Below are 15,192 nucleotides of genomic sequence, written 5' to 3'. Positions count from 1 at the left end.
CCCGCTTCGGCGGGCTTTATGATGCTTGCCAATAAAAATAATAAACTGAATTTTCATGTTGCAATTCATTGGGCTAGCTTGGGTAATGGGAATTGCCTGTGTTGGAATACGCGTTTCATTTTTTCCTTTTGATACTCTAAACGCATTACCACGCGTGCTGGTATTCATTTTTATATTGTGTATTGGGCTGCAAGTTTATGTGCAGCAGCGTTTGCCTTCTGTGTATTGGAAATTATTGAATGGGGTTTTGGCCAGTCTATTGTGTTTTATTTTAGGCTGGTTTTACGCAGATTCACAGTTACAGCAGCGAATGCAGAATGCAGTGGCGTGAACTGCAACGTGACACAGCAGAGGTCATCGTCTATGTACGGCAATTAAATCAGTTAAAAGACAACAATGTTTCACAACCTATTGAGGTGTTGAATCGACATACACAAACTGTCACATGGCTTGCTTTAGCTCAAAACTCTGTATTACCCGACTTAGAATTAGGTCAGTATTATAAGCTCAGTGGTACGGTTTACCCTGCGCATAGCTATGCGACTGCAGGTGTATTTGATGTAGAGCAATGGTATTTGCAGCAAAATATCATGGGCAATTTCTGGGTAACTCATGTCCAGCCTATTTCTGCCCAACATATTTATAGCATGGGTTTGAGCAAGCATTGGCGTGCACAACACACGCTTAGGGCAAAATTTCGGTTATGGGTAGAGCAACAGCGTTATCAAATTCGAGCGTTTATTCAACAGCAGTCTTTGCAACATAAAGGTCTGCTTTTAGCGTTACTCACGGGCGATAAAAGTCTGTTATCTAGTGAAATTGAAGATCAATTTCAACGCTTTGGGATTAGTCATTTGCTGGCAATTTCGGGGCCACATGTGCTGATTTTTGCAGCAATGCTGTGTTGGTGTTTGGATCGCTTAATTAGGTGTTATCGCCCGCATTACTATTTGTGGATGCCCAGACAATACCTATTGTTGTTACCATTTTTAAGCTGTGTAGGGTTATACACGGCATTTGTCGGTTTCGAAATTCCAGCACTCAGAACTTTGTTGATGTGCAGTGTCGTCACAATAATGTTGCTGCTGAAGCAAAAAATAAGCAGTTTTGCCTTACTGATTTACAGCGCTGCTTTGTTGCTCTATTTAGATCCTTTGAGCGTATTGTCAGCAGCATTTTGGCTATCTTATGGTGCATGTTTTATTTTGCTGCGAATTTATCAGAGCCTGCATCATCAACCCAAACGTATTTATTTCAGTCGCTGGCAACAATTCTGGCAGGGCTTTAAAATTTTAGTTGAATCGCAATGGAAAATATTCATTGCCTTGTTACCACTGGTGATTGTGTTTTTTAAGCAAGTCTCTTGGATTGCTCCTTTAAGCAATATCGTGGCCATTCCTTTCATTGGGTTAGTGATTGTACCCTTAGATATTTTGGCAGGTCTTAGCTTTTTTCTATTTGAGCCATTGTCAGCAGTATTGTTTCAACTGAATGATAATTTACTGGCTTTGTTGTTACTGATATTTCGAGGTATAGACGCTTTATTTGTACCACAGCTATCTAGCATCGAAATGTCGGCTGCAGTTTATATTTGTTTATGTATAGGGTTGTTGTTGCTGTTTTTACCACAATCAGTTTTGCCTAAGACTTGGGCTGCCTTATGCTTTGTACCCCTCATTTTAATTGACCCGCAACGACAAAAGTTTGAGTTGGTTGTGTTGGATGTCGGGCAAGGGCAAGCCGTATTTCTGCGTTCTGGTTCGTACAGTATGATGATTGATGTGGGCGGATATTATGACGAAAGCAAGTTTAGTGTCGGGCAGCAGATTATACGTCCATTTTTATCTGTGCAGGGCATCAGTACGCTAGATCATGTAATGCTCACGCATTTAGACCAAGATCATAGCGGTGCTTTTGCTTATTTGAAAAATGAAATCAATATCCATAAGGTTAGTGCCAATCAAGCGGTGAATGTGACTGAAAATACCCAGTTTGAATTTTGTTACCAAGGGCAACAATGGAATTTACCACATCAAGTACGCATACAGGTACTCTCTCCAAAACCAAGTCAGTTACAGTATGCCGCACAGCAGCAGAATGAATACGCTTGTGTGCTACATATTCATGTGCCAAATGCACAACCTTATCAGGACTTTTTGCTGATGGCCGATACAGGCTGGGCAACTGAATATCAAATTTTACAGGATTATCCTGATTTAAACGTGGATGTTTTAATTTTGGGTCATCATGGCAGTAAACACAGCTCTGCTTATGATTTTTTAGCACATTTTCGGCCTAAACTCGCTGTGGCATCGGCAGGTTTTGACAATCGTTATGGGCATCCTAGCCCTATCGTTGAGCAACGTTTGGTCGATCTGAATATTCCATTCATGCATACGGCTCAGCATGGAAGTTTACGTTTTTATTTAGATGCGCCACAACGCATGCTTATACAGCCGTATCGGCAACAGAAGTTGTGGCTGCAGCGTTAACTTGATTCTGAGCTTGCATGCGCACAGCCTGAACATCAGCCAAGGCTTCATGCGCAGGCTTGTGATAAACCCCGCGTAAATCTGGATGGGCTTTGTATCGTTTATAACTCCAATGATAATGCGCAGGATAACGACGAATTAGGTCTTCAATTTCACGGTGAATAATTGCTGTACCAGCATTGGCATTACTTTCATAAATTTGTTCGTCAATCGCTTCGATATGAATATCAAAACCCTGATTTTCATTTCTCAATGCATATAAAAGTAGGGCGCTGGCTTTAGTTTTTTGAATTAGTTTGGCACTTAAGTTGCTCGATTCCAAAGGGATGCCAAAAAATGGAATCATTTCACCGCCCACATTGGGAGTATGATCAGGCAGAATCACCGTAGTACCGCCTTGTTTCAGGGCTTTAAAAATCTGACGCACGCCAGACTCATCAGTTGGAACTAAATTCGCCTGTTCACGGCTACGTGCCTGACGAACAAAGTCATCTGCAGCAGGATTTTTCACTGGCTTATACATAATGGTCATTGGGGTAAATTGTGCAATCCATGCATTCATAATTTCCCAAGTGCCAAAATGCGGCACAATCAACACCACGCCTTTTTGTTGGGCAAGTGCTTCTTGTAATAAATCTAAACCGTGTACTTGATGAATTCTTTGAATATTCTTTTGATTGCTTGAGCCCCAAATATGAAAAAACTCAAAATAAGAGGTGAGTTCGTTACGAATCGCTTGTTGGGTAACGAGTTTACGTTGCTGAACGTCTAATTCAGGAAGTGCAATTTGTAAATTCAGTTCAATGGTTTGTGAGGTTTTACTTAAACGTAGACGATTGACCAAAAAAGCCAACGATTTGGCAAAAATACGCGCAACAGACAAAGGCTGACGACTGACAAAATGCAGCAAGCGCGATAAAGACGTTGTAGGTGCAGGTTGGGTCATAATGACAGCGTCAATTGGTCAAAAGAATAAAGATGCGAAATATTATAGGAGAAAATACAGGCTTTAGACAGTTTTTGCCAATTCCGTGTATATAATGGAGCAAATTTACTATTTTTTGGATTGTTTCATGTCCGATTGGCCACCAAAACCACAAAATGAATCGCAGCAAATCCCACCACATGCACAGCAGCCAACAGGCAATGAGTGGAAACTATTAGAAAAAGCAGTTTTAGCCTCAGTTGAAGAACAACGTCGTGCACGCCGTTGGGGAATTTTCTTTAAGTTTTTAACTTTTGCCTATATTTTTTTGCTCTTGGTCATTATGGGCAAAGGCTGTAGTACCACGACGACGAATCCATCTGCCGCGAGTCCGCACATAGCGGTGGTTGATATTGTTGGAACGATTGCATCAGATAAGCAAAGTGTGAACAGCAACGACACCATTAAGTCGCTGAAAAAAGCCTATGAAAATAGCAACAGTAAAGCCGTAGTGCTGAACATCAATTCACCTGGCGGTTCACCTGTACAATCCGATGAAATTTGGCAAGAAATTCAATATCTGAAAAAACAGCATCAGGATAAAAAACTGTATGCTGTCATTGGCGATACTGGTGCCTCAGGTGCCTATTATATTGCCTCTGCTGCCGATGAAATTATTGTCAATCCATCTAGTTTGGTGGGTTCAATTGGTGTAATTATGCCAAATTACGGCCTGAGTGGTTTAATGCAAAAAATGGGTGTGGAAGATCGCACTATGACTTCGGGTGAAAATAAAGCCTTGTTGTCGATGACGCAACCTGTCGATCCTGCACAGAAAAAGCATGTGCAAGCAGTATTGGATAATGTGCATGGTCATTTTATTCAAGCGGTGAAAAATGGACGTGGTGCGAAACTGAAATCACAAGATCCTGCAATTTTCTCTGGTTTATTCTGGACAGGTGAGCAAGCAGTTACACTGGGAATTGCCGATAAAATTGGTAGTCTAAATAGCCTAAAGCGTGACTTAAACCTTGATAAAGCTGTGAACTATACGATTGAACATAGTCCTTTAGACTCTGTACTGGGTCGTATGGGGGCCGCAGTGGGAGAGGGTTTTGCCACTTCAATTTCTCAACAGCTTCAGACTGAGCAAAACGCGAAATTACAATGAAACCACTGATTCATTTTGCACATGCCAATGGTGTGCCATCAAAGGTCTATCAAAAACTCTTTGATTCACTTAAAGATGATTACGATGTGATTGATGTCCCGTTGCTAGGGCCAGATAAGCGTTATCCAATTGATAACCATTGGCATAGCTTAACCCAGCAAGTGATTGACAGTATTGTACGTCAATCGCAAGGCCGTAAAGTCATAGCGTTGGGACATTCTTTAGGTGCGGTCTTGTCTTTTCAAGCAGCATTGCAACGTCCTGAGTTGTTTGAGCAAGTGATTATGCTCGATCCACCTTTAATTATGGGCAAAGCTTCAGTATTTTTGCATTTTGCTAAAATGATGAAACTCAAAGCGGTTGATCAAATGTCACCCGCAGCTTTGTCTTTGCGACGTCGTGATCATTGGGAGAGTCGTGCGCATGCTGCAGAATTATTGCGTCCTAAAGGTTTTTACAAAGACTTTGATGCAGACTGTTTTCAGGCCTATATTGATCATGCGTTAACAGAAGACAGTGTTCGTGGTGGGGTAGAGTTGACCATTCCAAAAATGGATGAAGTCAATATCTTCAGAACCAATCCATCGCTTTGGTGGTTGCCGCAGTCTAAGCCGAAAGTGCCAATGCAATTGGTAATTGCAGAAAAAGGGCCATTTTTAAAGCCTGGTTTTCCACAGATTACTTCTAAGAAATTTGGGATACCGTATCAGGTTACGGCAGGCGGGCACATGTTCCCCTTAGAAAAGCCTATAGAGACTGCGCAGTTGATTAAAGACTTAATTCAAGCCCAGCAAACAAAAGCAAGCGTGGTGTAAAAAGATACTTGTTTGCACCGTGCATAAAAAAACGCCTGATAACAGGCGTTTTTTATTTTGTACCCATTAAGCCAATTGCTTAAACACGGCAAAACTGTACTGGTTGCTGTAACAGTTGCTGACGATACATCACGCCTTGTGCGGTGTGTTCAAGGCTACCATTGCAAATCCATTCAACCACTTGTGGGTAAATTAAATGTTCCAATACATGTACGCGATTGGCCAAACTTTCAGGCGTATCATGCAGATTTACCTGTAATACACCTTGTGCAAGTGCTGGGCCTGCATCCAGTTCAGCTGTGACATAATGGACTGTACAGCCATGTAAGGTATCACCAGTATTGAGTACACGTTGATGGGTATGCATGCCCTTATAATGTGGCAAGAGTGAAGGATGGATGTTGAGCATTTTTCCTTCCCAAGCCTGCACAAACTTGGCACTTAAAATTCGCATAAAGCCTGCAAGAACGACCAAATCGACATTCCAGGCCAGCAATTGCTGATGCATCACCTCATCAAAGGTTTCACGGTCAGGGTATTGCTTATGTTCAATGACGGCGGTTGGAATACCTGCATTTTGCGCACGGGTGAGGGCATAGGCATCAGGCTTATTGGAAATGACCCCAACAATATGCCCTGAAAGATTGGCATCTATCAGGGCTTGTAGGTTACTTCCGCTGCCTGAAACAAGAACAGCTATTTTGATCATGGGTGTTGAATCACGCAAAAATTACGCGAATTTTTTCATCTGCGCCTTCAACAGATTCGGCATTATCTTGAATGCGACCCATTACCCACGCTTTTTCGCCTAAGCTGTTGAGAAGTGCTACAGTTTTGTCTGCATCATTGGCATCTACAGCAACAACCATCCCTACACCACAGTTAAAGGTACGATACATTTCAAACTGTTCTACACCACCTTCGCGTTGTAATAGTTTGAATAGTTCAGGCCATTCCCAAGAAGATTCATCAATCACTGCTTGCGCACCATTTGGCAATACGCGAGGTAAGTTACCAGGTAGGCCGCCACCAGTGATGTGTGCCATAGCATGCACATCTACTTGTTTGCATAATTCAAGCATAGATTTAACATAAATGCGTGTTGGTTCCATGGCAACGTCAGCAAGTGGACGACCATCAACTAATTGAGTTAAATCAACATTTTTTACGTCTAAAATTTTACGAAGTAAAGAGTAACCGTTTGAGTGCGCGCCTGAAGATGCAACACCAATTAAAACGTCACCCGCTTTTACTTTAGAGCCATCAATAATTTTGCTTTGCTCAACCACGCCCACACAGAAGCCTGCAAGATCGTAATCTTCACCTTCATACATGCCTGGCATTTCTGCTGTTTCACCACCTACAAGCGCACAGCCTGCAAGCTCACAGCCTTTACCAATACCTGTCACAACATTGGCAGCAACGTCTACATTTAAGTGACCTGTTGCATAGTAGTCGAGGAAAAATAAAGGTTCAGCACCACATACCAACAAATCGTTTACACACATTGCGACTAAGTCTTGACCAATGGTGTCGTGGCGATTTAGGTTCAACGCTAAACGTAATTTAGTCCCTACACCATCTGTGCCAGATACGAGGACAGGTTCTTCATAACCTTTAGGAATTTTACAAAGTGCGCCAAAGCCACCTAATCCACCCATCACTTCAGGACGAGTAGTACGCTTAGCAACAGATTTGATACGATCGACTAACGCGTCGCCCGCTTCAATATCGACACCAGCATCTTTATAGCTTAAACCAGTGGTAGGGTTAGAAGTTGAGTTGCTCATAATGAAGTCTCCGCATTCGCGGGGCCGATTATACCTGAATATACGAAACTCTTATGTTATTTATGCGCCAAAATGCTATCTTTATTTAAATATTTTAGCTTCTATAACGAATAAACTGAAAAAAGGCGAATTTCTATGGTCGATCGTACCTTGCGTCGCATTTTTATCCTGTCTGGGATAGTTCTGCTCCTTTGGGTGCTGTACTTATTAAAACCGGTTGTCATTCCTTTTGTGGTCGCATTTTTCATGGCCTATTTATTTAGTCCATTGGTGGAAAACTTGTGCAAAGTCGGTTTGCCGCGCTGGTTGTCAATCAGTATTGTATTTATTGGAATTGGTATCGCGCTAACGCTTGCTGTTTGGTACATCATTCCATTGGTTTGGAAACAGTTGATTATTGCGCGTGACAGTATTCCTGTAGGTATTAACTGGATTAATTCGACCTTTTTGCCTTGGGTGTCGTCCACCTTCAATATTGAAGAAATGGAAATTGATACTACGCACATGACCACAATTGTGATGGATTATGTGCAGACCAATTACAGTGCCGATAGCATTCAAGCAATGGCCTTGCGTGTTGCACAGTCTGGACTGAATTTTATCCAGATTGGGGGGACGGTCGTACTTATTCCAATTATCGCTTTCTATTTCCTGTTGGATTGGCAGCGCATGCTCGACAGTTTACGTCGTTTAATTCCACGTCCGTATGAGCAAAGCACTTTGACTGTGGTGCAAGAATGTCACAGTGTTTTAGGCGCATTTGTGAAAGGTCAGTTTTTGGTGATGATTTTGTTGGGTGTGATCTATGCCACAGGCCTACAACTGATTGGTTTGGAGGTTGGCTTAATTATTGGCATGATTGCTGGTCTGGCCAGTATTATTCCATATTTGGGTTTTGCCGTAGGAATTGTTGCTGCAATCATTGCTACTTTCCTGCAATTTGGGATTGACTGGATGCAATTGGTCTTGGTGCTGGTGGTGTTCATGATTGGGCAGGCCGTGGAAGGCTACATTCTGCAACCATTTTTATTGGGTGATAAAATTGGACTTTCACCTGTTGCCGTGGTTTTCGCAGTTTTGGCAGGCGCGCAGCTCGCAGGTTTTATGGGGATGTTGATTGCCTTACCAGTTGCTGCGGTGATTGTGGTCTTGCTGCGGCATTTGCGTGATTATTATGAAAAAAGTTATCTATATGGACAGCCTGTGGTGGTGTCTGAAGATGCAGTGTCGGGTGATATCAGTATTGAAACCTCACAAGTGCATATTGATATCGAACTTGACTCTCATGCTGCAAATTCACTGCAACAGACTGAAAAATCAAGTAAGATAAAACCCTCAGATCAGCCAGACTCCTAGGTGATTACAGTTATATGCGTCAACTGCAGTTAGACATCGAGCCTCAATTAGATGCACGGATCAGTGACTTTTCTGGTCCGGGTTGGGGGCACGTCATTGATGCAGTACGACAGCTTCATGCAGGACTGGTCAACCGTTTTTATGTCTATGGCGGTGCAGGTACAGGCAAAAGTCATTTGCTATCTGCAATTTGTGATTCATATTTAGAAATTGGCAAATCTGCCATTCAAGTGTCTTTACTTGAGTTGCTCGATGCCCCAACCGAAGCAATCACGTCTTTAGATCGCTATGACTTGGTTGCCTTAGATGATATTGAAGCGATTAGTGGTGTGCCACATTGGCAACGTGCAGTTTTTCATTTGATCAACTACAGTAATGAAGTAGGTGGTCAGTTGGTATTTTCCTCCCGTTTTGCACCGATTGAATTGAAGTTGGAATTACCCGATTTACAATCACGCTTGACGCAAGCGGTGAGTGTTAAAGTACCTTCGGGCAGTTTATATGCAGACCGACAAGCACTGGTGAGTTCGGTGCTGGAACGTCGTGGTATCTTGATTGATCCTCAAATTATTGATTATTTGTTATTGCATGGGCCGCAACAAACTTCTATCTTGCTACAAAGCCTTGAGCAGTTGGTGCAGTTACTCAAAGGCGAAAAAACAAAATTAAGTGGCGCCAATTTGCGTCAGATTTATGCGCTGATTGACGAATATCGGTAAAAATTAAAATTACTTGAGAATTTGCCCAAGCTGTGCGAAATTATTGGGAAAATAATTCGAAGTTGCAGGGAATTTGCAACTAAAGAAGAAAAAAAACAAAGAAAATTACAAGGAGTACGCTTATGCTCAAGCAGAGCATCGGCATTGGTATGCTGTTTATCGCAGGTCATGCATATAGTAGTAATATCATTGTCACCACCACTGCAGACACAAAAGCAGATGATCAACAATGTTCTTTGCGTGAAGCCGTCGAATATATTAATTTAGGAAAGCCTGAACAAGGCCATTTGGGATGTGGCGGTGAAAATGCCTCCAATGTGATTTTATTAGAAAAAAAAGCGATTTATCAGCTAGATCAGCAACTTAAAATTACTGAAAGCTTGGAAATAAAAACCACTTACGATAGCAGTTTTAATGACAAAACCTCGCCAGGATTAAATAATGCCATTATTCAAATGCGTGGGAATGGTCGGATTTTCCATGTTGATGATAGCCAGGATCGTTTCCTAAATGTGTCACTGAAAGAGCTAACATTAGAAGGCTGTGGAGAGGAGCGCTGCCGTCAGGAACAAGGCGGTTTAATTCTGAATAATGAAAATTTAAATTTAGAGTACGTAAAGCTGAGTAAAGGTATTGCCAATCAAGGTGGTGCAATTTATAACTTGGCGCAAATCACTACTGATCTTGATCGTGTTGTTAGAGGCTTAATGCAGGTAAAAAATAGCCTGTTTGAAAATAACCAAGCGCAAGATGGCGGTGCCATTTACAGTAAAATTCCTAATTTTACAGTAACTTCATCGGTTTTTAAGAGCAATAAAACTACGAATTCAAACTCTTCCAATTTATATGTAGCTAGCAGCACAGCAGATGAAAATACCCAAGTTTTTTCAAATGATGTGAACAAGGTGACAAGTAGTACCTTTATTGCTAATGAAGGGTATGTGTTGAATGTCCTTGATGGTATTGGTATCAACAATGTCAGCATCCTGGGGAACACGCGCGGTATTTATTTAAATGCCCCTTTGGGTAAAGGCTATGTAGCGAACAGTATTGTTTTGGCGAACCCACATCCAGTGAATAGCCTAGCTTATAACTGTACCCAAGCAGGTTCAGATGCCACCGTATTACAAAATAATCTGGTTGGTGCAGGTTGCAGTACGGGCGATGCGAATTATCCAAACAGAATTTGGACGGGTAATACCATCTTTGCGGGTAATATGCTTGAAGGAGCATGTAAAACTCTGAGCGAAGATGCTGCAGCCTTATTTTGTCCATACCATGTGCCTGAAAATGCGTTCTTAGGTTTTGTTCGCCCACGTGTGTTGCTGACTGATCAAAGTTTGCAAGATTCTTTAGTGGTGAATAAAGGTCAACTTGCTAAAGCAGGGTTGCCTATGCAGGAGTGTACTTCAGCTGATCAGCGTGGGATGCAACGTGAATTTGATAGTACGTTATGCGATCGTGGTGCAATTGAGGTAATGGTGCCTGCATCTAGAGGCTTAATCGGTCAAGATATTCTGGCTGGCCAAATTGCAAAAATGACAGTGAGTGACTTACTTGGTGATAGTGACCTTGTGCCTAAAGAGTTTTGTGATCAAGTCTATCCGACGAATCCAACAGGGCAGCCTTGGCAAGCCGGATGTGTACAAATCGAACAATTAGATACCCGCTCTAAAGGTAAGCTGACGATTGATGAGTCTGGTAACTTGGTTTACACCCCTGATTCTGCTTGGCATGGGGCAGATGTTTTTAAAATTAAACTGGTCACGAGCACAACGCGTTTTAATAGTACTTCTCCTTATATGGAAGTGAAAGTTCAGGTCATACAAGAACATGAAAATCGCATGGAAAGCGATAAATTAAATGTTTCAGGTGGTGCGTGGAGCGCTTACGGATTAATGGCTTTATTGGGCTTGTTAGGTTTACGCCGTAAAAAAGCATAAAGGATAAATATGAAAAATAATAAAAAAACACTGTTAGGGATAATGGTGCTGTCAGCGATGTCACTTATGGCAGCGGATAATCGTGTTATTCAGGTGACCACCTTTGAGGATCAAAATGGTGAAGATCTGAATAATTGTTCCTTGCGTGAAGCCTTAGTCGCAGCCAAGAAAAATATTGCTTTTGGTGGATGTAGTGCAGGTAATACAAACCGTGGTAGTACAGACTATATTCAGTTGAAGGAAGGCGAGTACATTTTAAACTCAGAGTTACGTCCTGAATCTATGGTGAGGATTTATGGTGCAGCTGCTTTAGACTATAACCAGCGTGATCCGCTGACGCATCGTTATCCTTCTATTGCACCATTAAAAACCAGTATTAATGCACAAGGTAACAGTCGTATTCTGAATACTTCGGATACTCAAGCCAGTGTAGCCTTGTATGATCTGGTACTCAAAAATGGTAATGCCAATGGTGGTGGTAATCTTAATGCTAAAGATCAAGGCAAAGGAGGTGCTGTTTTTGTAGCAGGACCATTGTCTGCAAATAATATAGAAATCCAAAACTCAAAGGCCGAACAGGGTGGTGCAATATATGTAGTTGCACATCAGACTGAACGTCAGGTTAATTTGGAAAATGCATTCATTCATCATAACCAGGCAAAAGTAGGAAGTGTTCTGGCTATGGATTGCCAGGCTAATCTAGTCAATACACGTTCTGTTATTCACGTAAATCGTAGCAGTATTATCCAGAATGGGTCTACAGATAGTCAGAGTACATTTGATCTTTGTGGGCAGCCAGATCTTAAAGTAAGCACAAGCACAATTGCACAAAACCAGGCAAATGCTAATCAAGGACATATTTTTAATCTAGTTCATTCTGATCAGCATCCTTTAAGTACATTGTCTCAAGTATCTTTAGAAAGTAATACTATTGTTGAAAACCAAGCATTCAGTACACTGTATTATGATCAGCATCCGCGTATCGCACTCTTTTTTAATATGTTGGCCTTTAACCAAGGTAAATCTTGCCGATCTGCTCAAGATTTAAATCAGCAGCAACTCAATATCGTTACTGTACGCAATGCAATATTGCCAGCGAGTGCGACTGCAGAACAAGGTGAGTGTGATTTACCTGAAAAGGCTAGTAGTAGCTATGAATTGAGCAAGAATATTGATTTAACAGGCTTGAGTTTTGATCAGTTGCTTCAGCCTTTACAAGCACCTTCGGCTTATAACTTATTCTTGCCACTTTATTATCCAAAGCGTGGTGTAGACCCAAGTAAAGACTTGATTGATGTCGAAGGTTTTGGTTGTGCCGAAGAGGATCAACGTGGTTTGGCACGGGTTAGTAACGCGACACTCACTTTAAATCCGGATGCAAAAAATAGCTGCGACATTGGTGCTGTCGAAGTCATGCGTTTAAATGCTACAGATATTACCAGTTTGAGTAATATTTCGTATGAGAGATTATTAGATGGGTATCAAGAGCAAATTGATCGTACACAGGCTAGTATAGATCAAAACAAAACCAGTGATCAGGCTTTACTGACACAGGCACGTACTGATTTGAAAACTTTACAAGATTTGCTAAATCATACCAAAGCCAAACAACAATATCGTGCAATTTATATTGATCCATTTGCATTGGCGTTAAAGCAAGATGAGCCAACCGCAGATGGTCAGTTCGTTCAGTTAAAACAGTTAAACTCAGAGAATTTTAGTATTCAAACAGAAGCACTAGGCATAGGGGCTGTTTCTGGTACAGGAACAACGTTCAATGTAGATAAACTGACTAAAGACCCATTGTTTAAATGTGAGTGGGATGCTCAATTACAGCGTATCTTAATGTATCGTTTGAATGACAAAGTGACAGAGCTAACTGATTCTGCGTACTGTAAATATACCATTACCTCAAAATCGGACAGTAATCATCATTCATCAGGTTTGCTGGAAGGGAAATTTAATAATATTCAGCCAATTGCAAAAGATGATCGCATACGTATGGAATATGGGTCAGACTTGAAAGTTAGTTTTAATCCATTGGCGAATGATAGCGATGGTGGGGATGGCATAATCAGTACTTTAACTGAAAATACCAATAAACCAGCATTCTATAGAGACCATACAGGACAAGAGCTCGTAATTCGCTTTACACATATCCCTTCTAGCGTGGTGCTAACGGCAGATCGTAAAGCACCTTGTCCAGGTGATTATGCACGTGAAACCTGCTATGGAGGCAATATTCAGGTACAAGTGCGTAATAGTTTTAGCCCATTCGATTATGAACTGAGATATACCGTGTTTGATCATGAGCAGGCACTATCAGAAGAAGCGACTATTACTTTGGAGAATACAGCCAAGAACACCAACTATGAAGCCAGTAGTGGTGGTGGGGGAAGTTTGGGTATTTGGGGATTAATGACTTTACTAGGCTTGGTGGGCTATCGCCGTCACACGCGGTTCAAGTCTTAACTTAAACAGATGTTATAAAAAAGAAGCCCATTTCGGGCTTCTTTTTTTATGTGAGCAATTAATTATTTCTAGAAATATGCACAAAAGATTATGTCTTTTACGAGCATAGGCGTGCTATTTACCCATTCTAGTGATTGACGATGTTTGGTTGATATTTTTGAATATATTCTTGACGAATCAAGGGGCGTTGCTCTGGTGTGGCTTGTTGTAGCCGTTGACCTAATTCTCTGCGTTCCTGCGTACTCATTTTTTGCCAGGTTTCACGCATTTTTTGCTTTTCACTTTCAGGCAATTGGGTAAACCAATCCATGCGTTGTTGTAAAGCCACACTTTTATCTGCAGGGATTTCTTTCAGATTTTGATAACGCTTAATTAGCGCCATCTGTTCTTCTTCAGACAGCGTTTCCCAAGTTTCTGCAATTTGCGTGTCAGCATCTTTGGAAAAAATCCAAAAACGCTCAAACCCTGCAAAACTAGTTTGCAGAAAACCAAGTGCACAAAACGCAAATACAATTCGCTTAGCTGCCATGTGGAACTTTGTCCTCACCTAACACCATTAACATTTCTAAATCTTCCACCATTTGTGGAGAAAGTTTAGGTACAGACACAGCTTGATTTTGTGGTGCTGTGGTCATTTCCATTGAGTTTGGCAAGACCACAAAACCCGCAATCGCTGCTGCCAAAGCAAAGCCTGACATTTTCCAGAGTCCATAGCGCGAGCTTTTCTTGTCTTGAATATGGTCTAAGACATGGTTCATGACTGCTGCTTTGTCTTGATGATGGTGAGCGAGCCCATCTAGTTTGGAAGTGACTTGCTTTAAGAAATCATCTTGTTTCACTCTGATGACCCTCCCAGATTTGGATTCATGTGTGCCAAACTGTTACGTAAGGCTTGAATGGCACGGTGATAATGGGTTTTTACACTGCCTTCAGTACAATTCATAATTTGTGCTGTGGTGTGTGTGTCAAAGCCTTCCCATGCACGTAACATAAAAGCTTGTTGTTGACGTACAGGAAGCTTTGCAATTGCTGCTTGAATTTCGTCTACAGTGACGGCCTGGTCTAAAAACTCAGCTGGATTGAGTGCTTGTTCATCCACAATATCGAGTTGTTCGACATCGTCATCATCTAAACTGACTTTCTTAAACAATGAAAAGGGATGTGCACGTCGCGCTTCTTTGCGTCGCCAGTCTTGTAATTTGTGATTTAAAATCGTGTAAAACAGGGGATACCATTCATCTGTGGCTTTATCTGCATAAGATTTATGTAAGGAAATAAAGGCTTCTTGAACTAAATCCATGGCAATGCCATGCTGTCCTTGGGTTGCACTTTCCATCATAACTAAAGCGCGCCCAGTCACATCCTGCATAAAATTTTTTAGACGTTGTTCAGCCGTACTCTTTAGAGCACTCAAATTTTCCGAGTGTGACGACTTCGGGTTTAAATCCATAGAGATGGAAAATCCTGTCATTGGATACCCACCATTATTTTAAACATCATACTTATATA

The 15,192-nt window shown here is 41.5% G+C and carries 12 protein-coding genes and 1 pseudogene; 7 read left to right on the top strand and 6 right to left on the bottom strand.

What is annotated here, in order from left to right:
- Positions 1–55: 55 nt before the first annotated feature.
- A pseudogene (locus HHA43_RS03895) lies at positions 56–2,492 on the top strand (DNA internalization-related competence protein ComEC/Rec2).
- Here the strand turns inward: HHA43_RS03895 and HHA43_RS03890 are convergent.
- Entirely contained in the window at positions 2,449–3,438 is a 990-nt protein-coding gene (locus tag HHA43_RS03890) for a lysophospholipid acyltransferase family protein (RefSeq protein WP_168541743.1), read from the bottom strand. The pseudogene HHA43_RS03895 and the gene HHA43_RS03890 overlap by 44 nt on opposite strands.
- Positions 3,439–3,565: 127 nt before the next feature.
- Between HHA43_RS03890 and sppA the strand changes: the two genes are divergently transcribed.
- Both sppA and HHA43_RS03880 read left to right on the top strand, forming a co-directional pair.
- Entirely contained in the window at positions 3,566–4,588 is a 1,023-nt protein-coding gene (gene sppA, locus HHA43_RS03885) for a signal peptide peptidase SppA (RefSeq protein ID WP_168541741.1), read from the top strand.
- Positions 4,585–5,403, top strand: coding sequence for an alpha/beta fold hydrolase (locus tag HHA43_RS03880; protein WP_168541739.1), 819 nt, complete (start codon positions 4,585–4,587; stop codon positions 5,401–5,403). The genes sppA and HHA43_RS03880 overlap by 4 nt, the downstream gene beginning before the upstream one ends.
- A gap of 79 nt (positions 5,404–5,482) precedes the next feature.
- On the opposite strand, the gene purN is transcribed toward HHA43_RS03880, so the two are convergent.
- Both purN and purM read right to left on the bottom strand, forming a co-directional pair.
- Positions 5,483–6,112 carry a phosphoribosylglycinamide formyltransferase gene (purN, locus tag HHA43_RS03875; protein WP_168541737.1) on the bottom strand — a complete coding sequence of 210 codons (630 nt, stop codon included), beginning with the start codon at positions 6,110–6,112 and terminating at the stop codon, positions 5,483–5,485.
- A 10-nt stretch (positions 6,113–6,122) separates the two neighbouring features.
- Entirely contained in the window at positions 6,123–7,193 is a 1,071-nt protein-coding gene (gene purM / locus HHA43_RS03870) for a phosphoribosylformylglycinamidine cyclo-ligase (protein ID WP_168460155.1), read from the bottom strand.
- A gap of 135 nt (positions 7,194–7,328) precedes the next feature.
- Between purM and cxpE the strand changes: the two genes are divergently transcribed.
- The 4 genes from cxpE to HHA43_RS03850 all read left to right on the top strand — a co-directional run bounded on the left by cxpE (position 7,329) and on the right by HHA43_RS03850 (position 13,683).
- Positions 7,329–8,549, top strand: a complete 1,221-nt coding sequence (gene cxpE, locus HHA43_RS03865; RefSeq protein WP_168541735.1) for a chloramphenicol efflux transporter CxpE — start codon at positions 7,329–7,331, stop codon at positions 8,547–8,549.
- 14 nt (positions 8,550–8,563) lie between these two features.
- Complete coding sequence (gene hda / locus HHA43_RS03860) at positions 8,564–9,268, top strand: DnaA regulatory inactivator Hda (RefSeq protein WP_168417769.1); 705 nt, start codon at positions 8,564–8,566, stop codon at positions 9,266–9,268.
- A gap of 122 nt (positions 9,269–9,390) precedes the next feature.
- A complete protein-coding gene (gene rbtA / locus HHA43_RS03855; protein WP_168541733.1) occupies positions 9,391–11,211 on the top strand; it encodes a rhombotarget A in 1,821 nt (606 codons plus the stop codon).
- 57 nt (positions 11,212–11,268) lie between these two features.
- Entirely contained in the window at positions 11,269–13,683 is a 2,415-nt protein-coding gene (locus HHA43_RS03850; protein ID WP_228284147.1) for a CSLREA domain-containing protein, read from the top strand.
- A gap of 127 nt (positions 13,684–13,810) precedes the next feature.
- On the opposite strand, the gene HHA43_RS03845 is transcribed toward HHA43_RS03850, so the two are convergent.
- The 3 genes from HHA43_RS03845 to HHA43_RS03835 are packed head-to-tail and all read right to left on the bottom strand — an operon-like array spanning position 13,811 to position 15,133.
- On the bottom strand, positions 13,811–14,212 hold the full coding sequence (locus tag HHA43_RS03845) for a DUF3106 domain-containing protein (RefSeq protein ID WP_168460147.1): 402 nt from the start codon (positions 14,210–14,212) through the stop codon (positions 13,811–13,813).
- Complete coding sequence (locus tag HHA43_RS03840; protein WP_168417773.1) at positions 14,202–14,522, bottom strand: hypothetical protein; 321 nt, start codon at positions 14,520–14,522, stop codon at positions 14,202–14,204. Before HHA43_RS03840 ends, HHA43_RS03845 begins: the two co-directional genes overlap by 11 nt.
- Positions 14,519–15,133, bottom strand: coding sequence for an RNA polymerase sigma factor (locus HHA43_RS03835; RefSeq protein WP_168417811.1), 615 nt, complete (start codon positions 15,131–15,133; stop codon positions 14,519–14,521). The genes HHA43_RS03840 and HHA43_RS03835 overlap by 4 nt, the downstream gene beginning before the upstream one ends.
- Positions 15,134–15,192: the final 59 nt, after the last annotated feature.

This window comes from Acinetobacter sp. A2 (assembly GCF_012371325.1).
In the GTDB taxonomy this organism is placed as follows: domain Bacteria; phylum Pseudomonadota; class Gammaproteobacteria; order Pseudomonadales; family Moraxellaceae; genus Acinetobacter.
Note: the sequence above shows the minus strand (reverse complement) of the source record. Positions and strands in the feature narration are given on the sequence as shown.